Annotated in this window: 28 protein-coding genes; 3 read left to right on the forward strand and 25 right to left on the reverse strand. The window is 50.0% G+C overall.

The genetic code is table 11. The annotated features are described in order from the left end of the window. Window positions 1-86 precede the first annotated feature (86 nt). Window positions 87-614, forward strand: a complete 528-nt coding sequence (locus tag BM231_RS21075) for a hypothetical protein (protein WP_093522564.1) — start codon at window positions 87-89, stop codon at window positions 612-614. Window positions 615-650: 36 nt separating this feature from the next. Here BM231_RS21075 and BM231_RS21080 read toward each other — a convergent pair whose 3' ends face one another. Then, complete coding sequence (locus tag BM231_RS21080) at window positions 651-1,739, reverse strand: endonuclease/exonuclease/phosphatase family protein (RefSeq protein WP_208860556.1); 1,089 nt, start codon at window positions 1,737-1,739, stop codon at window positions 651-653. Window positions 1,740-1,880: 141 nt separating this feature from the next. On the opposite strand from BM231_RS21080, the gene BM231_RS21085 reads away from it, so the two are divergent. Continuing rightward, the gene (locus tag BM231_RS21085; RefSeq protein ID WP_093522568.1) at window positions 1,881-2,705 is read left to right on the forward strand and encodes a hypothetical protein; all 825 of its coding nucleotides are present in this window, start codon (window positions 1,881-1,883) and stop codon (window positions 2,703-2,705) included. Between the two features lie 105 nt (window positions 2,706-2,810). Beyond that, window positions 2,811-3,677: a hypothetical protein gene (locus BM231_RS21090; protein WP_139226382.1), complete on the forward strand. Its 867-nt coding sequence runs from the start codon at window positions 2,811-2,813 to the stop codon at window positions 3,675-3,677. A gap of 26 nt (window positions 3,678-3,703) precedes the next feature. Here BM231_RS21090 and BM231_RS21095 read toward each other — a convergent pair whose 3' ends face one another. The 24 genes from BM231_RS21095 to BM231_RS21205 form a co-directional block, all read right to left on the reverse strand. After that, the gene (locus BM231_RS21095) at window positions 3,704-4,564 is read right to left on the reverse strand and encodes a BRO-N domain-containing protein (protein WP_093522572.1); all 861 of its coding nucleotides are present in this window, start codon (window positions 4,562-4,564) and stop codon (window positions 3,704-3,706) included. Continuing rightward, the gene (locus tag BM231_RS21100; protein WP_093522574.1) at window positions 4,561-4,818 is read right to left on the reverse strand and encodes a hypothetical protein; all 258 of its coding nucleotides are present in this window, start codon (window positions 4,816-4,818) and stop codon (window positions 4,561-4,563) included. Before BM231_RS21100 ends, BM231_RS21095 begins: the two co-directional genes overlap by 4 nt. Window positions 4,819-5,103: 285 nt before the next feature. Further along, window positions 5,104-7,344, reverse strand: coding sequence for an nSTAND3 domain-containing NTPase (locus BM231_RS21105; RefSeq protein WP_093522576.1), 2,241 nt, complete (start codon window positions 7,342-7,344; stop codon window positions 5,104-5,106). Between the two features lie 277 nt (window positions 7,345-7,621). Beyond that, window positions 7,622-8,611 carry a hypothetical protein gene (locus BM231_RS21110; RefSeq protein WP_093522578.1) on the reverse strand — a complete coding sequence of 330 codons (990 nt, stop codon included), beginning with the start codon at window positions 8,609-8,611 and terminating at the stop codon, window positions 7,622-7,624. A 169-nt stretch (window positions 8,612-8,780) separates the two neighbouring features. Further along, complete coding sequence (locus tag BM231_RS21115) at window positions 8,781-9,551, reverse strand: hypothetical protein (RefSeq protein WP_093522580.1); 771 nt, start codon at window positions 9,549-9,551, stop codon at window positions 8,781-8,783. Window positions 9,552-9,789: 238 nt separating this feature from the next. Then, window positions 9,790-10,362, reverse strand: a complete 573-nt coding sequence (locus BM231_RS21120; protein WP_093522582.1) for a hypothetical protein — start codon at window positions 10,360-10,362, stop codon at window positions 9,790-9,792. Window positions 10,363-10,472: 110 nt separating this feature from the next. Beyond that, window positions 10,473-10,667 (reverse strand): hypothetical protein, encoded by a 195-nt coding sequence (locus BM231_RS21125; protein WP_093522584.1) that lies wholly within the window; start codon window positions 10,665-10,667, stop codon window positions 10,473-10,475. A 77-nt stretch (window positions 10,668-10,744) separates the two neighbouring features. Continuing rightward, window positions 10,745-11,137 carry a thermonuclease family protein gene (locus BM231_RS21130; RefSeq protein ID WP_159437979.1) on the reverse strand — a complete coding sequence of 131 codons (393 nt, stop codon included), beginning with the start codon at window positions 11,135-11,137 and terminating at the stop codon, window positions 10,745-10,747. Then, window positions 11,130-11,504: a hypothetical protein gene (locus BM231_RS26975; RefSeq protein WP_159437980.1), complete on the reverse strand. Its 375-nt coding sequence runs from the start codon at window positions 11,502-11,504 to the stop codon at window positions 11,130-11,132. The genes BM231_RS21130 and BM231_RS26975 overlap by 8 nt, the downstream gene beginning before the upstream one ends. Further along, the gene (locus BM231_RS21135) at window positions 11,467-11,688 is read right to left on the reverse strand and encodes a hypothetical protein (RefSeq protein WP_093522588.1); all 222 of its coding nucleotides are present in this window, start codon (window positions 11,686-11,688) and stop codon (window positions 11,467-11,469) included. The genes BM231_RS26975 and BM231_RS21135 overlap by 38 nt, the downstream gene beginning before the upstream one ends. Continuing rightward, entirely contained in the window at window positions 11,685-12,191 is a 507-nt protein-coding gene (locus tag BM231_RS21140; protein WP_093522590.1) for a hypothetical protein, read from the reverse strand. The genes BM231_RS21135 and BM231_RS21140 overlap by 4 nt, the downstream gene beginning before the upstream one ends. Before the next feature lie 34 nt (window positions 12,192-12,225). Then, window positions 12,226-12,693, reverse strand: a complete 468-nt coding sequence (locus BM231_RS21145) for a D-Ala-D-Ala carboxypeptidase family metallohydrolase (RefSeq protein WP_093522592.1) — start codon at window positions 12,691-12,693, stop codon at window positions 12,226-12,228. Between the two features lie 641 nt (window positions 12,694-13,334). Then, window positions 13,335-14,327 (reverse strand): phage late control D family protein, encoded by a 993-nt coding sequence (locus tag BM231_RS21150; RefSeq protein WP_093522594.1) that lies wholly within the window; start codon window positions 14,325-14,327, stop codon window positions 13,335-13,337. Window positions 14,328-14,330: 3 nt separating this feature from the next. Further along, a complete protein-coding gene (locus BM231_RS21155) occupies window positions 14,331-14,540 on the reverse strand; it encodes a tail protein X (RefSeq protein WP_208860557.1) in 210 nt (69 codons plus the stop codon). A 19-nt stretch (window positions 14,541-14,559) separates the two neighbouring features. Beyond that, window positions 14,560-14,988, reverse strand: coding sequence for a phage tail protein (locus tag BM231_RS21160; protein ID WP_093522596.1), 429 nt, complete (start codon window positions 14,986-14,988; stop codon window positions 14,560-14,562). A 44-nt stretch (window positions 14,989-15,032) separates the two neighbouring features. Further along, window positions 15,033-18,182, reverse strand: a complete 3,150-nt coding sequence (locus BM231_RS21165; RefSeq protein WP_093522598.1) for a phage tail tape measure protein — start codon at window positions 18,180-18,182, stop codon at window positions 15,033-15,035. A 168-nt stretch (window positions 18,183-18,350) separates the two neighbouring features. Further along, on the reverse strand, window positions 18,351-18,659 hold the full coding sequence (locus BM231_RS21170; RefSeq protein WP_093522600.1) for a phage tail assembly protein: 309 nt from the start codon (window positions 18,657-18,659) through the stop codon (window positions 18,351-18,353). A 9-nt stretch (window positions 18,660-18,668) separates the two neighbouring features. Then, window positions 18,669-19,175: a phage major tail tube protein gene (locus BM231_RS21175; protein WP_093522602.1), complete on the reverse strand. Its 507-nt coding sequence runs from the start codon at window positions 19,173-19,175 to the stop codon at window positions 18,669-18,671. Between the two features lie 9 nt (window positions 19,176-19,184). Beyond that, complete coding sequence (locus BM231_RS21180; protein WP_093522604.1) at window positions 19,185-20,585, reverse strand: phage tail sheath C-terminal domain-containing protein; 1,401 nt, start codon at window positions 20,583-20,585, stop codon at window positions 19,185-19,187. A gap of 71 nt (window positions 20,586-20,656) precedes the next feature. Further along, window positions 20,657-21,088: a hypothetical protein gene (locus BM231_RS21185; protein ID WP_093522606.1), complete on the reverse strand. Its 432-nt coding sequence runs from the start codon at window positions 21,086-21,088 to the stop codon at window positions 20,657-20,659. Between the two features lie 48 nt (window positions 21,089-21,136). Beyond that, entirely contained in the window at window positions 21,137-21,883 is a 747-nt protein-coding gene (locus BM231_RS21190) for a hypothetical protein (RefSeq protein WP_093522608.1), read from the reverse strand. Then, window positions 21,880-22,575 carry a phage tail-collar fiber domain-containing protein gene (locus tag BM231_RS21195; RefSeq protein ID WP_093522610.1) on the reverse strand — a complete coding sequence of 232 codons (696 nt, stop codon included), beginning with the start codon at window positions 22,573-22,575 and terminating at the stop codon, window positions 21,880-21,882. The genes BM231_RS21190 and BM231_RS21195 overlap by 4 nt, the downstream gene beginning before the upstream one ends. Continuing rightward, entirely contained in the window at window positions 22,572-23,312 is a 741-nt protein-coding gene (locus BM231_RS21200; protein ID WP_093522612.1) for a phage tail protein I, read from the reverse strand. The genes BM231_RS21195 and BM231_RS21200 overlap by 4 nt, the downstream gene beginning before the upstream one ends. Then, a complete protein-coding gene (locus BM231_RS21205; RefSeq protein ID WP_093522614.1) occupies window positions 23,305-24,264 on the reverse strand; it encodes a baseplate assembly protein in 960 nt (319 codons plus the stop codon). The genes BM231_RS21200 and BM231_RS21205 overlap by 8 nt, the downstream gene beginning before the upstream one ends. Window positions 24,265-24,272: the final 8 nt, after the last annotated feature.

A 24,272-nucleotide genomic window follows, 5' to 3' on the forward strand; every position in this document is an offset into this window, starting at 1 on the left:
GGGGCGTCGAATCTCAAACTATTGAGTATTGCTTCGATTGAAGGGAAACTATAAAAAGAACAAAAAGAGAACGCCTTGAGAGCAAGATGCAGTGGCTACCCGGTTTCTATTGGAAAGAGAAGGAAGGCAAGAGAAACACTTTTGTGGGCGCGTCCATGCAGTCCTATGAAGTGGCAATTTTGCTTTGGGAAGAGCTTGCAATGCCACCTGCCTTTATGTGGCAATGGCAGATTTTGCATAAGGCCCTCGTGAAAGCATCCGGAGGAGAAGCAACTAAGGCCCTTGGGACGATCGCCGCTCAGATTGCCTACTCCCATTATGTTGGTGCTCTTACTGCACATGCGCCTGAGAGAGAAGAAATGAAGAAACTGAAGTACATTTGGGGGCCGGCTGAAGGGGCAAGGATTGGGGACGGGAAAGGCATTGGCCGTGTTCCAGACGATCCAGACATACTCATGCGTGTTGACAGATACACAGAGGACGGAGGCCAGGTTTTTTGGTATTTCCTTTTGGCCAAAGGCCGAGAGCTCATTGAAGACGGGCAACGAAATAGTAAAGAAGAAGCTGTTCTGGCAGCCGAAGAAGCCTATGACAGTAGTTTGCTCTGCAAGTGAAGGCAGGGAGCTAAATGCCCCCTGCTCTCTGGCTGATTATTTTTCAGATGAAAAGGTCATAGCCACTGGCAAGTGATCACTTACGCCCTTGCCGGTTTTGATGTTGAAGCGGTTTGGAACGACAAGGCCGGTTTTTGCGTCTGTACGCATCTGGCTGTCATGGGTGATGACCTCCGTGAATGAGCCGACATCTGCTTTCCATGAGGCGGAGGCTTCGACCATTGCTGGGGAGACCATGATCACGTCCAGGAATGACCAGGTCTTGTTGCCCCAATAAAAGGAGCTACCAGGTGCTTCGCAGCTATTCACTTTGTCGGAGTAGGCCCAGCCGATCTCGGCGGCTTTCTTCTGGACAATTTTGTCCGATCGTGTCCAGTCACCGCAGTTGAAATTGAAATCACCGGCTGCGATCGCCAGGGAGTTTGCAGGCAAGGCTTTGAAAGCGTCATTAAGAACATCAAAGGCCTGGAGACGGCAATTTAAACCGCGGCCACCTGAAGGAAAATGAACACCGAAAACATGAAGGCTTTCGCCTGTTGGTAGTTCAAACTCGGCCTGGACAATGTCACGAGTTACACGGCAGGTGCCCTCGCTGCCATTTTCAGGGAAAACTTTGATTGCTTTGGGCTCTGATTTGAGTGGCAGCTTTGAAACCATAGCGACGTCAATGCCGCGATTGCCCTTCTCTGCGCTGGAGTTGAGTTGTATCACTTCTGAGAAAGAGCCCGCTGGCAGTTTTGCCATCAGGTCTGTCACGACCTGTTTGTTCTCTGTTTCTGGTAGGACCAACACAGCTGGCAGCTCATCGAATGAAGAGATCACCGTTGCCAAAGCAGAGAGCTTTGTCTCGTAGGTGCCCTTGCTCCAGTCCATGCTCAGACACTCATTGAGGTATCGTTCACGGCTATTGTTGTCTTTGCAGGACTTCACGTGAGCAGAGCCACGCGCATCTTTTTCAGGTTTAGGCAGATAAGTGTCATCGTGAGGATTCTTCGGATCATCTGCGGTATCAAACAGATTCTCTACGTTATAGCTCATGACGGAGAGTGAGGTTTCGCTCGCAAAACCCATTGATGTTGAATCTATAAGTGCGCTGAAGCTGAGCGCTAAGAGTATTTTATCCATTGAAAATTCCTCGTGATGTGAAGCATGAGCCAGTAAATCAAAGCTGAAATCTAGAATAAACTTAGTGATTTGTCGAAAAATTGATTATAATTTGAGATCGGATGATTAGTTTCAGTATTTTTAACGTTAAATCAGGTGGTAATGGTCGTGATTGCGTTTTTTAATTTTATGTCAGTTCGCAATTTTAGTGCTTTGAAGAGGTTTAATATTTTTGCATGCTTCATGCTTTTTGTAATTGCTTATTCTTCTGCGCAGAGCGAGCCACTTCAAATAGGCGAAATTACGACAGGTGAACACCCTCAACTAAATGTTGGTGGTGATAAGGTCGTTGTTCCTACAATCAATGGAACAGGGACTAAAATTGGTGATTGGCAATACATTGATATTTGTAAAAATTTTGGATCCAGTTGCCCTCGCCGTATTAACATTGGCGCAATGAAGGGGGGAGATCAAAATAATGATAGTATTGGCAGCTCAAAACCAACCAATCAAAACGATGTGGGTAGCTGGAAAGTATCTTCTGAAACGTTAGATAGCTATTTCCAAACAGAGATCGAGATTAGGAAAAATTTTGCAGAACACCAGAAGAATGTATACGGCTTACAGATTGAAGTTATTAGAGAGCAAAAAGAGTGGTCTCTCTGGATTCTTGCTATAATTTCAATAATTTGCTTAACGGCCTTGATTGTTGCTGGCTATGAAATTGTCTACTCAGTATTTTTACCTCAGAAGCGACTTCGTACAGTTTTGATGCATTTTAAAGAAAACGGTGCATCTGATGAGGTTATGCTCGAGTTTTTGAAGGGATCCGATGGGAAAGACAATGCAAGTTCACTGAAGCTCTCTGCCACATCCGCGCAGATTACAACTGCGGCGACGGGGCTCATTCTGTTTACTCTCGCTTTGGGCTTTTTCTTTTTGTACTTGATCTATGTGTATCGTCTTGAGGCGATGTCTATCGGTTAGTCCAACCCTTTTATTTTAACGCACTGTTAGCCAGGCCGTAAGGGTTTGGCTCACGACCAATCCTCGCATCCGTCATTCCTGAGACAACAAAAAAAGGAGTGACGAATGGTCCTGTCAATAACTTCGAGACTAGCTCTCGCTGCAACCCTTGCGATGACGATGTCAGGCATACAGAATGCCTCTGCACACTCATCTATTCTGATTTCAAACACAGCGTGTCAGGAAGACATGCCGATTACGCCCACCTCGCTTTATTGGCACTTGAAGTATCAGAATGATGCCACTGTCTACGCCATTTCTGCAGAGGGATACGTACAGGCATTGGTACCGGATGCGCCTCCGTTTAAAGAGACCACACGCCTAATAGTCTTAGGTAACGGTAGTTCGGAAGAGGTTCTGGATCAGAGTTCTGAGAAGTTTACCCAAAATTTGCGGGAGGGTTTTGAAGGAAACTCACCTGCGAGTATTTTTCTGGAAACCGACTATGCAGGATCGATCGGCAAGAACGGCCCATCTCTCAGACTTACTCAGGAGTTTCCAGATGCCACGATAATGGCAATCAAAGGAAAGATTGGCATTATCGGAAACAACTCTGAGAACCCTGAACACTGGTACATTGGCGCACACGCTCCATTTAACTTACCAGAGGTGGCAGACCGTATGGAAAGCTTGAAGGCCAATATCTCGCAGATCTGGCTGGAAAGAAAGCTGCCCAACTATCCAAAAGGTTCAACTAAAGAAGGCTGTGTTGAAGCCATGCAATCCGCATTTCAAGCTCCGGAAGGAAACGATTTCCTGAGGTTCATTGATACAATGTTTGCTGACTTTACCTCTCCAGAAGCGAAACAAGGCAGTGCTAGCATTGCAGAATACTACGCGTATATGGCTGGCAACCTACGGACTGTATGTGGACCAGGCCTGCCTTACTTCAGTCCTCATGATCAAAAGCATTGTGCAACTGCTGTCCAATAACCCCGCCAGGTGGTGAGGCCACCCTCCTACCCCACATAACTCTCCACCAATGAGAGGGGCAGTATCACTGCCCTTCTTTGTTTGCCGTCTATGGTGATGGCGTTTTGGGATTGGTGGGCGGCGGGGAGTTTTTGCAAGGCTAGTTTCCAGTTGCCGTGCCATTGGGTGAGGCGGAAAACCTCCCACAGGTAGTCGTGATCGTAGGCGATTGCGACGCCGTCGGGATAGGCGTGGGGGCGTAGTTTGATGCCCAGTTGCTCCATCCGGCGGGCGCCGATGTCATCTGCCAGGGCGAAGGCCAGGGCAATGCGGACGGAGAGGTTTTTGCCGCAGGTGAAGTTGATCAGGTGGGTCAGGCAGCCTTCCGGGTCATCGGCGGCGGTGCCGGCGACTTCGTTGACGCCCTCTCCTGCGATCTCTGGCAGGCCGAGCCTGTCCCACAGGGCCATGGCGGCCTCGCGGCCATAGATGTAGCGCGCTTCTTTGAGGAGGTTGGCGCGGGCGTTCATCTCGTTGACCAGCAGAACCTGCTTTGCGTCCTCCTGCTTTTGGGGTGTGGGGCCCATGGAGTAGGTGCCGGACTGGCGCAGCGCGGGCAGCACTTCTGCCGTCACCCATTTTTTGAACTTTTTGGCCGATGGCTTGCGAGAGCTGAAAATGAGCGAGTAGAGACCGCTCTCATTCACTGCTGTTACTTTTTGCTGGCCGCCAAGGGTGTCACTTGAAATGACACCCTGTTCATCTCTGTCAAGTTTGGCGACGGCTTGCCGGCTGTTCTTGATATCCAGTACGGTGCAGACATCCTTGGCGATGAACCAGAACAGGCCGTCTACCGATAATGTGCGGACGGGCTGCTCTTCAAAATCGAAGATGGTGAGCGCGCTCATGCCTGCCCTCCCCGGTTCAAAGAGCTGATTTTGCGCTCCATGACATCCAGCTCCTTGATGAGATCGCCGTGGCGCTCGGAGAGTTCATCCTGCAAGGCAACGGCTGCATTCCACAGCGGGCTTGGGCTGGAGATTTCGTTGGAGACATGCCCCAGAGCTTGAAACAGCCCCTCAATGCGGGCTGCAAGGCTCAACAGTGCCGAATGGCTGGAGGAAAGGGCTTGAAGTGAGGTATTCCGGGAAATTTCTGTCATGACTAATTCCCTACACTTGGATTTAGTCTGACCTCCACCTGCGAAAATGGTGGCCAGACGCCACGGGTTCGCAGACCGGTGTGTAAGGCATACCGGCAGGCACAAAGCCTCCCATAACGTCTGACCATAAGCGCAACAAAAAACGCGCTCAAAAAGCGGTTTTCTGGCGCGTCGACGCCCTACACAACAAACAGGCTGCGAAACCCGGCTCACCACTTTGAAGTGAGCATGGGTAAGTTGACGGAGGATGGGAAGGTTGTCAAGGGAGGTGGAAACAACCAAGTTTTATTGTTGAGGAGGCTCGTCCCCGAATAGTGTTTCAATGGCCTCATCGCCATTGAAGGCCTCTCCTCTCTCATAACGATCGTCATCATAATGATCGTCATATTCAGATCTAGATTTCTCAACTACACTGTCTTCATCGCACGAAAACGCGATATCAAATACCTCGCTATTAGAAAGAGAGAATACCGTATCATCAAACAAGTCTGAAACCACAGAAACGACATCAGATGTATCAAAATCGACTGTGTCAAAAGCAGGAACAAAATACTCACAACCTAGATAATATTCAGTAATATGATCTTCAGCATATTCTTTGATGCATTCTTTAATGTGCTCTCCTAGCTCACCGCTATCATCGAACTTCGAACAGTAATCATTTAGGAATGCGATATCTTCCTCAAGAAGCAAGTCAAAATCCTGAACTTTGAGCCACTCCAGAATTTTCGTTCTAAGTTTATTTTCATCAACAGTCCGAGTGTCAAAATTCAATTCATCGGTGATGAACTTAAGGACGTAACCGTGTGCACCGTCGGCATATCCGTTATAAATGTTAGACCAAATTAAAGTGGAAAGCTCTTCGTTCCGTTTTGAAGTGAGTTGTTTGAGGACATTATAGAACTCAATTTTTTCTTTAAGAGCGAAGCTGGCTGCTTTATCTAATCTACTGTAAACCTCCTGAAGTACCCAGTCTGATTGAATTATTCGGTTCTGCATTAAAGACTGTGTCTGGTGAATGAACTGAGCATTAGGGATGTGTTTGATAATTCTACGAAAAAATACTTCATCGCTGATGTATTCGCTCAATATAAAGTCACCAACTGAAGGGTTGACGTAATCATAAGTGACACGGCCAGTGTGTTCTATTGTTCGATCAAGCAAACTCCCGTTTAAAAATTTGATCTGCTCAGAAAAGGTTTCGTGAGCATTGGTATAAGCACCAACCTTCTGCAACGAAGCAAACAAACTTCTAACGGTTTTTTCGCTGACTATTCCTCCAAAGAAGAAGATCAATATTATCAAATCCCTAGAGAGACTGTCGATACCAGTGCGAAACAAGTTAGCCCAAATATCTTTAGGATTCTGGAGCTTATCTTTTATGAACTGCCAGTACTCATCAGGCTCGCACCGGACGTGCTTTTTTGTCGTGATATATTCTATAATCCGAGGGTTGTAGTTTTTGTGCTTGATGACGTTGAGGTACCTTTTATTTTTATAAAGCACCTCTAAGTATGAGTTATCCAACTCTGAGTGCCATATTCTATTGTAAAGGATCTGAGCTTTCTCAAACATAGTGTAATCATCGACATCAATCTCAAATTCAAAATCTTCAGATCTAAGTTCTGTAAATATGTCGGTAGAGAACTTACCTCTATTAAGGACGTTGGTGCGGGAGGTAAGAATAAACTTCTTATTACCCCTCTCTATTCTTTTCATAAATCTATAAATCTTAGAGTCTTGCTGTTGCTGCAAAGCTTCGAAATAGTTCCGACCTAAGAAATCATCGAAGTAAAAAACTTGCTTTTGACTCGATACAAAAGCTTGTTCCAACTCTTCAATATGCTCCGCAGCAACAACGAGTTCGTAATCTTGGCCAGCAAGGTATAAGCAAATCTGTTCAGCAGTCGTCGTTTTGCCTGCTCCCGGAGAGCCTGTGACGATCAGATTGTTGTTTTTGCTAAGGTGTTTGATGCACTTATCATATGCGTCTGTTTCAACAAAGAGCGTACTTTTCTCATGAATTTCCTCAAGAACCTCGCGACTTCTTTCGGAGATCCCGTGATTGAACAAATTTTGCAATACGTTAGTGCTATGAAGCCATAATTTATAGTGCTTCTTTTCGATATTTGGATAATCAGCAATAAACTTATTCAAGTCCTCGCGACCATAAACATCCGTTACTTTCTTAATATAAGGGCTAAAAATTTCTTTTATTTGTTTCTTGTCGGTTCGTGAAAGCTCTGTTGATGTAGCGAAAATATATCCTGCGGGATCTAATTCTCTAACCTTAGGCAATTCATCTTTTTTCAAAATAGACTTCAGTTTGCTTAAGCTCGTTTTAGGTCTATGCTTGCATTGAATGATGACTTCTTGATCATCATCGTCAAAGTACCTGCCATCCACACCTCCATCTTTACCGGACTTGAATGTCTCGACGTCTACACCAAGTTTTTTAGAGAGAAGGTCTGCAACAATTTGCTCGAACTCTTTGTCGTTGATGGTGTCAAACGTATAATTGGACATCAGTTTTTTCGATCTAAGTAGTGAATCCTAAAGTCAAATTAATACGACAAACACTGCAACTTCAAGATGTGAAAATGTTAGCAGATGAAGTAAAGTGCAGAGTACAGAATTTGTGAATTCTGGTCACATGATTAGGAGCAGTTGAAATCAAGAAGGCTTCGAACTCTCTGTCTGAGCAATTTCTGAGCTGTACTCATCTTGAACAACAAACGAAGAGTTCGTGAAGCAGTTCTATTTTGGTACTAAGCTTAGTAGAACCTGCTGGAGCAGCAGGAGTTTAACCGCTATTGCTACTTTCAACTTTGCTCAAACTTGACTTTAAGAGTTCAAAGAGCTGCTCTTGCATATGAGCGTCAGTTTTATGCTTTTGCAAGTCCACAGTGCTCTCATCTTTTTTCAAAATGAAGTTCCGTTCGGTATTCAAGAGTATTGTTGCTGCGCTTAAGATTTTATCTTCATCCTGAATTTGAGCCTCTTCCAATATATCCAAAGCCGCTACGCGCATCTCAACATTGGTATACTCATTTTGATAGTACTTGATATCCCGAAGGGACTGGCTATATAGCCGCAAGAAGAATACAGCAAAGCTCTGAATCAGTAAGCTCAACAATACTCGAGGAATAAGTGTAGATAGGCTTGATAATAAATCCTGTGCCTCAATTGTGAAAACACTTATGCCGATGATCAGACTTGAAATTGAAGTTGCAGCCACCCCAATTATCAAATTGAACATGCCTCGTGTTTCGAGCCTACTTATTTCCTTATTAAATCTTATAAAAGACCCTTGGTGCGTAAACTGTTGAGCAGTTTTCTGTTGTGAGAAAGACGGTGCCCCCCTGACCTCAAACGCTGGTTTGAATGCGGCTCCAGTATCTTCTGAGCTTGGATCGAACTTCGGCCATGACGGCAAGGCTGGACGAAGGTATGCCAAAGACAGAGATACGATGAGAAGCACTAACGAGATAGATAACAAAATGTGTCGGTTCTCATATACAATCTCAAAACCTGGAACGCTAAAAACACCAGTAGCAGCATAAAATCCGCCTTGAGAAATAATAGTAATAGATGAAATAACTATAGATAGAAATGAAAGTGCAAAAATAGAAACTGTAAGCTTGTTACGTTTGCTATAAGCCTCCTGAAAAACAATCATTTGATTGATAATTTCCAGATTAATAGAAAGATCTCTTTTGAGAAACGAATTCTCCTCAGATACCTTTCGATATTTTTCGTATAATTCTTCGAGATTATCTGTAATTTCTTGCATATGTTAGATATTCAGTTTGCTTTGTGTATTTACAATTAATGGTTGAGTAATAGAGCTTACTTTTATTGTTTGCAATCTCTTAACAAGCCAGAAATTTGCGACTACGAAAATAGATTTTGCACCTACTGTATCAGCAGCCAAACCACATTGGCTGCGGTCTAAAACAAGACTACTTGAGCCTCAGGACATTGATGTGATCAAGTTCGCTTTGAGGATCGTCATCACAGGCGAGCGACACATGCCATCTGCCATCGTATGGCTTCATGGAAATGGTTCTTTGGCTGACGCCGGATGACTTGTCCGCCCTCACCTCACTGCAATCAATAATGGTCAGATACTGGGTCTCTCCTGTGGTGTGCAGAACGGTATCTTCCGCCACCACCATCACATGCCCGGTATCCGTCGGATGCTCATCTTTGGGCAGCGACCACGCCAGGATGGACCCACGGGCAATGTAATAGGGCCCGATGTTGACACTGCCGTCCTTCAGCGCCGTGATGTTCTGCTTCACGAAAAACTCGTCTGACCCTTGCGTTGCATAGTCATCCGCGAGCTTCTTATCTCCATGCGCATTGAGCGCCGCCCCAACACCGCCGCTCACATGAGAGACCACGTGATTGATAAAACCGGAGCAATCGGTAAGCACAAACGGCGCCTCATTCACAATGCCAATACAGGGATTACTTCCACTCCCCGCCATGCCATAGACCCCAAAGGTGGAGACGGTGTAAGCGGACTGTATCCGCCTGGTGAGCTCATCTGTGGCAGCATCGAGCTGCTCAAGGAAACTGCTGTTCTTCAGATTGTCAAAGTTTGAGAACCTCTCATTTTTGAGGAAATCAACTTCGTGATAGGCATAGACATTGAGCACCTGCTCGCTCGCCAAAACAAAGCTCTGTGCACACTCCAAAACAGAGCGGTAATTGATGGGCAATAACATTTCCAGTTTCCTTTATTGGTCTTTTTCTGGAGTTGTTCAGATATAAACGCGCCAACCCTAAGTTTTGTCGGCACCAACACCCAAGCCCTATCTCACCCTAAGGTGTACACCCCTTTTACCTACACCCCCGCATTTTATGCTGCTTGCATTTGTGCGCGACTTTCGGTTTTTCGCGCACATGAAATGAGCCAGCCCACATGTGCAGACCGGCTCTTTTTCAGGAGACTTACTTCTCACATCAAAGGGATCCATAGGCCCCTTCTGACACCTTGATCTCGTCATAGTTAAGGCTCTTGTTGTCAGCCACTGTCTGGAAGAACAAGGTTACGCGCTTGTTGTTTTCATCAAGAGCACTACAGCCCATTACAGTGGAAGCCTTCGACTTGTTCACGGTGACATTTCGACCAAGCATGATGCAGTTTTTGCCACCGATGGCCCATGGGTTGTTCCAGCCATCATGGTACTGCGCAAGACGCAGACTGCTTACTGTGTAATCTTTACCGTTGATGGTGAACTTCAAATCCATCTCGGCGGCCAGATTGGCTTTTTTGAAGCTTGGCAGAAAGTTATCCATGTTCATCATGTAAAGACCGCTTTTAAACAAGTTTGCAGCATCCGAATTGCCATGCCGATCGATTGCAAACGTCAGCTTGTTTTTGCTGCTAGTCGGCTTGATGTCCTTGTAGGAGTTGATGGTTTTTAGCACAGTCACAGATGATGCGCCGCTAAAGGTCACACCGTTTTTGTCTACTGCCATTGCTGAGGTTGCGAACAGGAGAGTTGCCGCTGCAAATGCGATACGTCCAATCATGCTTTTTCCTTTTTGTTGATTGCAAACCAAAGCATGTGCTGGAGGTTTTAACTTGCCATTGAAGGCTCTCCCTGAGTTGTTGAGGTATGCAGATTACCGAAATTTTCAAACTACCCTTTTTCCCGCAGTTGCTTGCGCTTCAGCTGAATATCCAGAAACCGCAGCCAGACCATGAAGGCAGCGCCGAGCACGGTCAGCAGAATGATCGCGGCCTGCAGGAGTGGTTCTGCATAGCCCTCCCAGATATTGGCGACCCAGGCAGAGCCTAAGGCTGCTGCGGTAGAAATCTCATTGCGGGTGATCATGCAGCCCTCTCCTTAAAAAGCAAAAGAAAACCCGGCCTTTTGTGAGACCGGGTCTAAGCATCGTTCTGGGTGTCTGCCTACTGATCCAGACACCAGGGCGCGGTCTTGGTGCCGCCGTCGTAGGGCACTGCGTGGCCGTTCTGGATGAGGAGCTCTGCCAGATCCCTGCCATCATTCAGAGCCAGCCTGCCGACGGCCCGACCTGCATACTTGCCGAGCTTCACATTAGTCAGCACCATCGTGTCCTGTGGCTTCACATGGGCCTTTACAAACTCCGTGGCTTTGAGGCCCAGTTGCTTCTCCCGCTGCTTGATATGCACCGGCACATCCGCAGCTTTGCCGCCATAGAGCGCGGCGCAGCCTGTGCTGCGCTTTTCCGGCGTATCAATGCCATTCAGCCGCACATCCACGCGTTTAAAGTCCATGGGCCAGACTTCCACAAACACACGCAGGGTATCAGCATCAATCACCTTGATGGTCTTGGCCGTGTAGGGCCCGGGCAGCGTCCGGCTCTTGGCCAGCGCCTGCTGTGCGCCCGCCCAGATCGTCAGGCACAGGATGGTTGTCAGAAGATGTTTCATGGGGACCTTTCAGGATTTGGCAGGCCGGTTGCTGCCATGTGTCGATTGCGCACACAGCCCGCCGCAGAGCCTGATAGTGCGCAGTGATCTGCCGCAGCTTTGAATGCCGCGGCAGAGTCTCCAGCTCCTGCGCAACCGCGGCAGAGTATGTGAGGCTGTACGGCTGAAGCGTTGGGGTAGGAAAGCGCCAGTGATAGCGTTGGGATGGTTCTGGCGGATCAGAGCCCGTGCTTGCGCAGGCGCTCAGGCAGGTCATCAGGGCTATCCTCCAGCTGAGCTTGAAGAGCGGCGGCCTCTGCCGCCCTGGCCTGCTGCTCGAAGTCATGATGCTCCTCCGTTTTGATAAGCTGAGCGGCGCGGGCCTGCGTGCGCTTCTGGTCAAGGCGGTCAAACACCGCCTCGGCAATGGCTTTGAGGAAAAGACGCAGCAGCTGGCTCATGTGCTGCCCTGCCCATTTGCCCGATCGCCCTGCTGGATCTTCTGCAAGGTTCGGGGCCCCACACGTCCGGAGACGAACTCCGCCAGATCTGCCGGTTGCAGCTTGAAGTGGCGGATGGCATCGGGAGCTTTTCGGGTGGCGTATCCTGCAACCTCGGCCACGAGCTGAGATCTGGAGTGGATGCGCATGGACGCCCGGTTGCCCTCATAAGCATCCGTCAACATCTGGCGCAGTTTGGAAACGACAATTTCCTCCAGAGTTTTGCGGTGGCGTTCATCCAGCGATACACCCAGGTATCGGTGTAGCAATCGCGCGGCCCATGCCAAGGCGGCAGAAACAAGCGCTCCCAGCAGCGCAATCAGCGTTGGCATGACAGCATCTGCCAACGGGGCAAGGTCGATGGTGTAGCTGGCCTCAGTTGCCGCCCAGACAGTGCCGGTAAAGCTGAGAAGCGCAAGGCAAAGGGCGCACAGGCCCATTGCAAGGGAATAGATCCGTTGCATCAGAAATGTCCTTTTCAAGGTTGAGGTGGGACGGTCAGGTGTTGTTCCAGGTGGCGTTGGTGCCACGCCCGTCCACGTGGATGAAACTGCGGTAAAGGCCGAGACCACCGCGGAATGCGCCGTACTCGCGCTGGATGCAGAGCCAGTCAAAACAGGCTTGCGGGGTGATGCCCGGACAGCTCAGATCCAGCGCGGTAAACTTCAGGTGCTGGCTGCGGGAGGCTCCACCAATAGCCGTGTTGTAGGCCGTATTACGGTAGGCAGAGAGAATGACAACCGGACGTCCGAAGTGTTCTCTTATTCTATCCGCCATGGTGATGGCGGGGACAACATTGGGCCAGAGCTCCGCAGGCGGATCTGTGTTGAGACCGTATCCACGATGCCCCGGTGTCTCATGCGCTTGCCCTTTGCTCAGCAGCTCATGTGGTGAAAAATGGCGCAAGTTGAGCCCTTCGCAGAAGGCGGCAAAGCCCTCCACGCTTTTAAGTTCAGTGATGATCAAGGGAATTTCTCCAATAAAAAACCCGCCTCGGAAGGCGGGTGAGCAGTTACTTTAAAGATTAAGGTGTGCAAATTGCAAATGCACATCCCTTTAATTCGCAGGGGGTACGTTTAAATACTATAAATTTTATTATGCAACATTACTTACACAAATAAACTAACGAAAGAGAGGTAATCTTATTCAAATTAAATCCAGTAATCAGCAAAATCGTAGCTCCCTCTCGCGATGAGAACAAACATCGCGCGGAGATTAGTAAGCTCGGCCAACAACTAAGAGATGAATAATTCGGAATGACCCACTATGTTAGAAGTGTGGTGAGGGGGATGGATGGCCCATCCCCACCACAAAAGGAGAAAGCGATATGAAGCTTCAATTCTTCGCAATTCTCCTTCAGATTATCGTGGGCTTGATGCTCCTAGTGAACATCATACACCATTGGTAACCTGAAGCCGGTAGTCCCTCTCTAGCACAGGGGGACTACTTGGCTTTCAATATAGGAGCACAATCATGTCAACGCAAGATAAACTGGCAATCGCCTCTATCGGTCTTTCCATCGTGATCCTAATTCTGATCGGGTTCAATTTCGGTTGGTTTTCGTAATTCCTTGAGCCCGAAACATCTTTGAGTATGCTGAGCTAACGCTATGCCGCTTTGGCCCTGCCTTCGATTTCGGTTATCAGACCACCGCCTTTTGAGTAGGTGTGCGTCACGCTTTCAGCGATGAACTCCAGCCCATCGACGCCCGGTCGCACGCCGACATAGGAGAACGGTTGTCCGGCCAGAAATTCAGGTCTGCCCTCGATCGTGACAGCTGAGGTCACCTCACCGCGCAAAAGCTCTTTCGCCCGCGCTTTGGCAGCTTCTCTTGCCTCGCTTTCAGAGCTGAAAGTCTCACGGATCTTGTAGGTGCCCTTTCCGTCCTTATCGCCTTTTGCCTCCACTCCAACGCGCCTGGCTTTATTCGGGTCCTGGTAATAGGCTTTAATCGTCTTATAGCGGCCACGGTCGCCAAACCGCACCCGGCAGGAACCTTCAATGATCTGGGATGGGATAATGGTTTGAACCGGCAGCTCTTTTCCACCTGCGCTTTTGCCAGTGCCTTTTTCAGCAAAAACGAGCCGCCCATCTTTGATCGCAAACAAGGCTCCATGACGCCGGGCAAGGCGCTCCAGCAAGTGCATATCCGATTCACTTTGTTGACCAAGCCACTCATAAACGTGGGCGGCAACACCATCATCAATGACAGGCTTCAAGCCATGCTCTCCGGCAATCTGCTTTACAATGTCTTTGACGGACTTATTGTCGAAATGGCGCTCTTTCTGGGTCTTCAGCTCCTCAGTCACATCCGCGCCAGTTCCTGGCACGTTGAGAAGGTACGGCAAGCACTGCACTTCAACTTCGCTAGCGGTATACTCGCCCTTGTACACCAAGCCACCGGCCTCATACCCCATCCAAACCTTGATCTTGGCTTTCGGCTTTGGCAACTCGACAAAGGGCGGCCCGTCCTCCAGCTCAAGATCAACAGTATCTGAGCGTGTTCCTTCCCGATCCACCACACGAATAGAAATCAAACGTTGCAGAAACAGACCTGAGACCGGCTTGCCATCAATGGTAACTTTTACGATTGGCCGCATGATTTAATCCCAGAGCTTGAGAGTGGTTGCGGCACCGTTCTGGCTTAAAATCGGCATGGAGATTTTGGTTCCGCGCGGCACCATCTGCGCAAGATCTACAAGATGCGTGTTGGCATTCAGCACCGCTTCAACGCTGCCTTTTGTGTGTCCGTAATATCGCGAGCAGATCAAGTCCAACGGACGATCCATGTCCACTTTAATCAGTTCCGCCAAAGGTGCCTCACAAACAGAGTTAGAAGATCGAAGCGACTGCCCCAATCACATTTAAAAAGCTGCCCGGATAGGCCAGCAATTCGATGGAGTATTCATTTTGCCCCGGCGTACCGATCCGGTCGTGAAGGCTTTGAGTTTCCTCCACTCCTTGGATTGTGTGAGTGCCAAACACCCGCCCACCAATAGAGACCAACATGAGTGGCACGCCCTGCCTGGCTGCAAGACGCACACCATCAAGCGTTGTTTGCCCGCCAAATTCCTGCGGGAATAAAACACCGTTGATGAGGATGGTTTCAGAGCCCGGTCCAGTCCACTGCTGGGCATCCATGCGCCCGGCAGTTTCCAAAGTTGACCAACGGGTTTCCAGTGATCGTTCAATATCAGTGTAGCCAAAGCCGTGCGCATGGAACATAAACGGCCCAAGCGCCATGGGAATTGGTCCAGCCATAGCACCCCCTTCCAGTTTGCTTTTTTAAGAAGAAGACTTCCCGCCTAGATGCCACCATCTGAATGGTACTGACGGATCGCCTTAACGGTCTCACGGCCCACGTCCCTACCCAGTGAGCGCGCATCTCGGCCACTACCACCAGGTACATGCACGTGAAGCTCTCCAACCAGAGGGGCACTGCGGGCTGATCCGCCAGCCCCTTGCTGCTGAACAGCTGGCGGGGTGAACAGAGCTGCCTGAGTGGGTGGTTGCGGTAAAGACAAGCCAAGAGGCATTGCAATCGCGGCAGATGCTGCAAGCGCTCGGATCTGCTTCAGCTGATTGTTGTTGGAAACATATTGGCCTTTATCGGTCCAGATGTATTCCGGCCCGTTTTCTCCAACAAGAGCAGGCCCACGACCTGTTACACCACCCTTCGCAAAAGCCGGCACAGGCTTAGCCTGAGGCATAGCCATTTGCACGGCCACTGCTTTAATCTGGTCTGCCTTTTGCTGCAAAGCCTGGGCAATCTGAGAGGCTTGCAATTCCTTTTCCAGCTTTGCAATGGTTTGTGTCAGCTGCTCGCGCATACGGTTCAGGGTCATGAGCTGAGACGCCTCTAAAGGTGTGCCCTTTACCTTAGCAATCTTGTCATCAACGAACGCCAGCTTTTCCTTGGCGGTCGCCAGATCCCCAGCGAAAGCATTCTGGGTTTTGGTTTCGCGCGGTCCATAAATCTGATCGCGGATCGCAGTCAGTTCTTTTGGCGTTTCTGCCAGCGGATTATAGCGCTGCCACCAATCCTCTCGCGTATCCCAATACTCATCCTGTTTTTGCTGGAGCAGATCCGCCTTCTGACCAGCCTCGGCATGAGACGGAAATGCCTTTCCTGCCGCCCAATCAAGCCCGCCAGCCCCAGCTTCAGCAACCTCTCTATAAGCCAAAGCACCGGTTACAGCTCCTGCCAGCCTGCCTGCCTTACCAAGAATGCCACCAACGGAACTCCAAAGACCTTTTTTTGCCTTTCCTGCTGAGCCTGTCTTTTTGCCGGTGCCATCTGCACCTTCACCAAGCAACACCTCCCCTAGAAGACTGGAAGCGCGGCGCCCCTTGATGGTACTGGTGGCCATCTTCAGACCAAACGCAGCAACCGTTGCGGTTGCAACCAGCGTAGTCAACGCCCCGCCCACGGCAACCAGTCCAGCCACAACAGCTGCAATCGTACCAGCAAGCTTGGCTTGATCCGGGTTCTCACGCACCCATTGCCGAAGTGGTGCCAGGAACTCCCGGATACTTTTGGAGACAGCCCGCACAACGGGCAGCATGGTTTCCCCAAACTCTGCTTTAAGAGCATAAAGCTCATTGAACATCAGTTGCTGCTCATTTTGGGTCGTCGCTGAGCGAGACTTGAACTCTGCTTCCGCCGATCCTTTGTAACCTGCATAGTCGTTATTGGGATCATACTGGCCATCATTTTCTACGAGCTTGTAGGTGTCTTTCAGCAACTGGACATTCGCAGTCAAACCGCCAAAAGCAGCCGCTTCCTGACCAAACAGCTTATTTTCAATCGCCAAACGGCGGTATTCTTCCACGCTTCCCAGCTTTTCAATCACCTTGAGCAAAGTACCAAAAGCGTCAACCTGCATATCCTTAGCAACCTGGACAGGGTCCATGCCAATTTCCTGAAAGGCCTCCCGCTTATCCTTGCTTAGGGTATCAGCACCGCTCAGAGTATTGATTACATTCTTAAATGTAGTAGCAACAACTTCCGGCGCAAAATTACTCGCTATCATGGACGAGCCAAGTGCTAGCGTTTGATTTTGAGTAAAACCTGCTTTCCCAAATCTGCCAGCGACACGAGAGAAGTAATTGAGCAGGTCAGGAGCCTGGGATGATGTCTTATTGGAAAGGTGGTTCACTGCATCAACATAATCCGACAGTCCGTCAAGATCCGTGCCTAAAGCAGTCTTCGTCTTTGCCAGAACTTTACCTGTCAGTCCGCCATCAAGATCGAATGCCACACCTGTTTTACCAGCAAGCTCCGTAAAACGCATCAGATCCTCCTTGGCAATGCCAGCTCCACTGCCCTCTTCCTGCAAGGCGAACAGCTCTGTCAAAGGCATGGCAATCTTCGTCGACTTATCAATCGTCGCCTGTTTGAATTTCTTCTCTTCCTCCTCATTTTCAAAGGTGGTCTTGGCTTTCACACCCGCAAAAGCATCTTCCACATCAATCGCAACATCAACCGGATTGTACCAAGCTCGCAAAGCCCTTTGGCCACCATAGAAAGCCGCTGCCCCACCAGCACCAATAGCACCCGCCTTAACAGCCTTGCCCTTCATGGCCTGCTGTTTTTGCTCCCGCACCTGTGCAGCCTTCTTCTGCTGAGAGAGCTTGGTATTTTGCGCATCGATCGCTTCACTGGTTTTGTCCATCGCAGCGGTGAGCTTACGCTCTTCTGCCGTCAGGTCCTTCACGTTCATGCCAGCTGAACGCAGACCGTTTTTCATATCTGTAAGAGACTTAGAAACCTTCCTGGTCTCTCTTGAGAGCTTTTCAGCACCCTCCTCAGCCTGATGATAAGCCCGGCCAACTTTCTTAACTTCGCGCGTTGTACTGGCAAGTTGCTTGGAAAGGGTTTTGGCCTCTTGTCCAGCCTCTTTGGTTTCAGCATTAAGCCCAATCAGCTGTTCTTTCTGAGCAGCCCGAGTTGCTTTCAGGCCCTGCTCTTCTGCCTTTAATTCTGCAATAGCTGCTTTCAGACCATCAATCGGCTCTTTGGCTTTTTTCGCCGCCCGCATCTGCTCTTCAAGAGCTTTTCGCGCAGCCTGATTACTCGCCAGCTGTTTACTGGTTTCAGCTTGCTCAGCTTTAAGGCGTTGCATACGGTCGGCAAGCTGCCTCACCCGCTCACTTGCGGCTTCATAAGATCCCGCTAGTAACGTCGCCTGATTATTCAAACCCGCCAGCTGCTCACGCCGTCCTGAGAGCGTGTCGTAAGCTGCTTTGGTTTTGCTCTTCAGGCTATCAAGCTGACCTTCCAGCTTCTTGAAGTCCCCGAGTTGGTTCATTTTGCTATTGAGGGTTTTAACCTCACGCACCCATAGCTCGGCAAACTTCTTAGCTGCTTGCGCACTTGCACCCGTGGTCTTTTGGAACTCGCGGGTCATATTGGAGACCACACGCAAGTTCAATTGGGTTTCAATCTTGCGCATGGCATGCTCCAGTCTGATTTAGCTAGTGCTGAGAGGTCTCAAACGCTTCACGCTTGATCCTCTGGGCTTCATAAAAATAGTCGATGGCTTTTTGCGGTGATAATTGTTCCACGTGGCTGAGCGGCGTGGACAGGTGAGCGGCAATCTCTGCCGCCACCTGTAGCCAGCTTAAGCTTCTTCCGTCACCGCTTCCGCGTTTGGGTCTTCTCCCTCACCCGGTCTGCCGTCTGGTGGAAGGAACAGCGGGACTGTGAGCGTATCGCAGATGGTGTAGTCATAGAGCTTCAATCGCTTGATGACAGGCAGGCTCACATCAGCCATAGCGGCCAGCAACACTGCATTGCTCTCCAGAGTGTCTTTTTCAAACTTCTCTGCTGTGATCATGTCCGCAACGGTGGGTTCACGGAACACAAGCTCATTGTAAATCCGCCCGTCATGCTCAACAGGTTTGGTCAGTTTTACCGTAATCTGATCCATCTTGATCCCTTAAAGCTGGAGAGCACTGCGGATGCTGTCATATTGCGACACACCGCCAATTTTCACGTCAAAATCATCCATCTCAACGATAGAAGCGCCATTGATTTCCAGTTTCATGGAGTGGACGGAAACCTGATAATCGGTCTCAGATTTATCGCCGGGCTTCCAGCCACCGGCATCGACTTCACGCAGGAAGCCGCGCATGTAACAGGTGGCGCTGTGCGAGGTGCCATCCTCATCAACCAGCGCCCCAGTGGCCAAAAAGTCCTTCTCAACCCCAGCAGCCAGCCCGAAGAGTTTCAACGTCTCCGGGTCAAAGGCTGTCATTTTGAAGCTCATTTCCAGCTTCTCATAACCAAGGACCACGTCACGCTCTTTGATCATGCCGGCATTGCGCATGCTCTCAGTTTTCACCGTGAGCTTGGGAATGGTGATTTCACTTGCATTGCCCACTTTGGAATCGCGATCCACGAAAATGGTGCAGTTGCGCAAGATGTATTGCGGTGTCTCTTTCATGGGGTTTCCTTAAACGGAGGTGGTCAGAACACCGTTCAAAAGTTCGGTGTAATAGGTGATGTTGCGGTGAGCGATGAAGCGGATATCTTCCATGGGAGCTGGCGGTTCAAAGTCCACGGCCAGCGTGATTTTGCCACCTGCCATGGCTTCATTGGTGTTGCGTTCCATATCCAGCCAGACGCGACCACCAAGGATTGCCCCTTCGGCCTTGAGCTTGGCCATGAAGGCATTCCCGCTCTCAACCATGAACCGCAGGTTGGCTTTGGAGAACGGCTTGTCAACAAACTCCATGTAAGCGCTGAGGATGGCAGCATTGATAAAATCCGCCGTACGGCGCACAGACATAAAGCGCCAAAGATCATCCCCGCCAGAAAGCCGATTGCCCCAGGTCTTAAACCCTTCTCCATCATTGATGATGGTCGCAATCCCGCGTTCATTGAGGTAGTCGGTCTGCGGTCCATAGGCAATTGGGCGGGACACTGCGGTGATGCCGTTGATTGGCTTATTGGAAAGTGACCACCAGAAGCCTTTGGTGCGATCCGTATTTGCCTGAACGCCGCAAAAGTAGGGCGCAGCCGGTTTGAACCGATTGGCGTTCAGATCCGTGTCCCAGTCACCCGCCTTTGGATCAACAATGTAAATACGCGGATGGGCGTTCACTTCTTTAAAGTTCACCGCGTCTTGATCGGTGGTATCAGGTCCATCCACGATGCCAATGGCTTCCAGCTCATGCAGGACACCGCCCAGCTCGGCAATCACCGGATCACCGACCGCACCAATGTTAACTGTTGCAGTAGCCCCGTTACCATCCCCTTCAAAGGTAATGGCTGCATTGGTATAGCCTGACCCGCCTTTGGTGATCACAACCTCAGTTATCGCCCCTTCTGAGAGGATTGCAGTTGCTTCAGCCCCAGTACCATCGCCAGTGACTTTCACCGTTGTGGCATCAGTGTATCCGGCCCCACCATTGGTCACGTTGATGGATTGCAGGCCCTTGTCTTCAAAACTGCCCGTAAAGCCGGGAATGGCAATGAGGCGTGGCTTCAGCCCATAAGCTGGCTGGCACTTCTTCAGTGCATGAATGCCCGTAAGTGCCGAGGCATCGCCAATCACGTTGGAAAGTGTTGCAGCTGCATTTGCACCTTCTGCAACGCGGATCACAAACAGATAAGTGCCCACCTGTTTAAACACCGCATCCACACCATCACGTAGATTGCCTTCCCCAAGTTTTGCCGCCTTGCTCTGGTCTCCCAGCAGCAACACCGGCTCATTTAGGGGAAAGGCTTCTGCATCGGCCCCTTCAGCAGTACCAATCAACGCGATGGTAGAGGTTTGGGCAATTTCAATCAGGATCGGGTTTTCAGCGGATTCAAACACCCGCACCCCGTGATGAAAGCTGACATCAGCCATTCAAATCTCCATAAAAAAATCCGACCCAAAAGGCCGGATACGGATAAAACTCAAAGATGAGAGGCGCGGGTTTAGAACTGCTCTGTCAGAGCAACCACTTCAGGTGGGCACTCCGGCCAGCTCGCATCCAGCGTAAAATCGGTGCCAGGACCTTCAGCAAGCTCCAGGCATTTGGAGCGCATAGCGCCCACCCAATCCAGAGCAGCCTTGGTGCTGGTCAAAAGCGTGGCTTCCTCAGCGCTTCGATCAGCAACGGCTTTGCCAGCAATGGCAGCAGCAGCCGTTGCCATGTTAATTTGAGTCTCAGAGCTTGCCTGCGCATAAATGCGCTTGCGGCATTCCGCTTTGATGGTTGTAAGACGAGCACCTTTTTGGGCTTCATCAATGGCGGCCTGAGGCACGCCAGCAGCTTTTAGCTCTGCTTCGCCCCAGGCGATGAAAGATCGGCCTGCATGCTTCAGACTCAGGCTCTGGCCTTCAGGTTGATCGTAGTAATCTGACATAGTTTTACTCTCGTGATAGAGGGGCAAAAAAGGATGACTGATTTAAGCTTAAGGCAGCTCATCAAAGTTGAAGTTCATGGTGTAAGAGCGAGCCCGATCATTTCTGCTGAAACGCTCCTTCAGACTTGCCCCTGAAGCAGTCACATTGGAGAGGTAGACACTAATTGGGCTATAGTGCCCAAGGATATGACCGGCTGGTGTGCCTTCTTCAGCAGTTGGGATGCGAATGTCTCCATAACGGAATGTCACACCCTGGTTGCCTGTATGTGAAGAGGTTGCACAGCTTACAATGGAAGCGTAATTACTGGTCGGAAGCCCGTTATACTGCGGGTCAAGTACCGGCAATACCATATCCAGGTAACAGAAGTTGAAATAGCCAGAACCAACCCAACGGAACCCTTGGAATGCGCGATAATCATTGCCATCTGTTCCATGAGAGTACTGCTCGAACGTCACCTTGCGAAAAACATCTTTATTGCCAAAAATATTGAGGTGACAATCATGCGCAAAAACGGGCTCTGTCATGTGGTAGTCGCTTAGCAAATAGATATGGCCACGACCATGACGAGGAACCAAGTCAGCAGCTTTTTTTAGGCGTCTGAAGGGAGCGTTTTCAGATCCGTCGTTCTCATCAGACCCATTTACGGCATCCACGTAGAATACCCGTTGTAGCTCGGGCGCGACTGCCAAAATTTTCTGGATCTCAACATCGTGCTGCGAGTAGGTTGTTTTGACCGTTTCGATAAGATCTTTAGTGGATTGAACCACCTCATTCAGGCTTTGTGTCAGGCTCATTGCAACTGATCCTTTTCAATAGTGTGGCGTTGAACTGTGAGGAGTGAGGATGTGATTGAAGCATCTAAAGTAAGCTGCTCGGTGTGGGCGTTAGCTTGCTGGTCTATTTTTGCTTCCACCACCTCCAGGCGGCGCAGCAACTCAGCACGAGCGGTTTGAGCAATAGAAAGCTCCTTGCTCAAACCACGCGCTGTTTGGTTCAGCAGGAAGTTTTCAAGTTGAAGGGCGATCATAGAAGTGGCCGAGCCAGCAAACTCTTCCCCAAAGAAAAGCTGAAGATCCACATCGCCTGTAACTTGGATGACGTTTTGCGGAAGGCCGGTTAGAGCAAGCACGAAGGAAAACGAGATCGGCACGCCAGGTGTATACTGAGCCAAAGGCGTATCAGGGTCAGACCAGACAGCCAGCAACGTACCGTCTTCTAACATCACGCCAAGTTCTGCCAGAGTGAACCCTGTGTCTCCGTCAATCTGGGCAGTGATCTCCATTTGAAAATCATCCAGATAGCGAGATCCGATAATCTCGACACGGGCTTTTTCTGATTTCAAACTGGTTTCATCACCCGCCGGCGAATAACGCGAACTCCCAAAAGCCAGATGTGTGATCCTGGCATGAAGTCCAGCATCTGAAGCACTAAATATTGCTCGCATGCCGGCACGAGTGAGTGTTGGATTGATGGCCTTAAGGCTCATGTCAAAAGCTCTCCATGAAGTGAAAGGAATGAGTGCCCACGAGCAGTCGCAGCGCAGCCGAGGTCTGTTCCCATCTGCGGCAAAACCGGCTCGGCTGTTTTGGGTAAAAAAGCCACGCTACGCGCCATTGTGCCCGCACCCAGCATCGCCCCGCTTTGAGGAAGAACCATTGCGCCCATGGGCTGCGTGAAAGCGTTAGACCTGCCCGCAAGGCCAATGCTGAGCGAGCTTTCAAACTGCGCACCAATCTGGAAGCTAAAGCCCCGCGATTTGGGTTTGGTTGCTGAGATTGTGCTCAGGATATTTTCCTGCAATCTGGCATCCAGCACCGGCCCATCTGCGAAAACCTGCTCATTTGCATAAGCTGTAATCTCAAACGTGCCAGGAACACCGGAGCCGCCCTCCTGCCACCACTCCAACAAGTGCGCTGTGACCCCAAGAGCTTTGAGCGCAGTCTTGATTGAATATGGAGTGCCTTTGTATTTATGCACCTCTTCAGAGATGGAGAGCACCCTGCGCTTGACTTGTTCAGGCCATGCCCGGTCCCACACATCAACAGACAGTTCCCAGCCCAAATGATCGAGCAAGCTCGCCGGTGCCCTCAATGGGTCAAGGCAATCGCGGATGACGTCCGCAGGAAGGCCGGACATGCGATCCTCAACAAGATCCAGCGCCACGGCAACAGCCGCAGAGTTGGGCGGCAGCATGGTTCGGCGTGAAGGCTGCTCATCAGACATTGCGCCACCCTCCGGTGATGGAGGAAACAGTGATTTTAACTGAGGCTGCAAAAGGTGCTTCAAAAGGGCTTACCATCACATCAGCCTCAGGCTTTGTGATGAGCACCTCCTCCACACCATCAACCTTTAAAGCAGCTGCAAGAGTGGTTCGGTAAAGCGGGCGACCGATTGCAAGGCGGGTTGAGATGAATTTTTGCAAAGTGGCTTGTGCCTGCTCTTCAACGATAGATGCTGTTGAGGCAGAGACCACGTGCAGCTCAGCTTCCACTTCATAATGAACAGGCGTTGCAGAGATCACCGTCAGCTTATCACCCACAGGCCGGCGCTTATCAGCTTTCAGGTTCTGATAAACACGATCCAACAGCTTCGCATTTGCAGCCCCGTCTCCAATTCGCGAAAGAACGCAAATCACAGGCTCAGCAGGCGGAACTGGCGGGTCCAGATTGTCATCAGGCCCATAAGGGACAACGTCCAGCACGTCACCGGAGGCTTGCAAAGCCCAGTACACATAAGCGCCTTCCGGCCCATAGGGCGAGTAGCTTTCCAGTACCAGCTGAATACGCGCCCTGTAGCTCTCATCATCCTCATAAATGATATTGTCTGGGTCACTGTCATCGAGCACCAGCCGGGTAACACTGCGGCCTGCTCCCAGGTGGTCAAGATCTGATCTTTTTGCAGTCGCCAGCAAAACTGATTTCACTGCCGCATTAATGCGCGCGTTCATGTAAAGCTCGCGAGAAGCGCCAGCTTCACTCAAATAGCGTGCGGGCGAAGCGGCAATGGAGCGCGCCAGTGCCATGATCTCATCAGCTTCAGCCTGTTCAAAGCGACCATCACGCAAATGACGGTCCAGCTCAACAAGGCGGGCTTCAAGCAAGGCATCATAGTCCAGCTCCACCACGGCGGAGGGCTCTGGCAAAGTTGCCAGATCAAGCGCAGCGTAGCGGCTCATGGTGATAT

Origin of the sequence: Pseudovibrio ascidiaceicola, assembly GCF_900114245.1 — a bacterium.
Classification (GTDB): Bacteria; Pseudomonadota; Alphaproteobacteria; order Rhizobiales; family Stappiaceae; genus Pseudovibrio; species Pseudovibrio ascidiaceicola.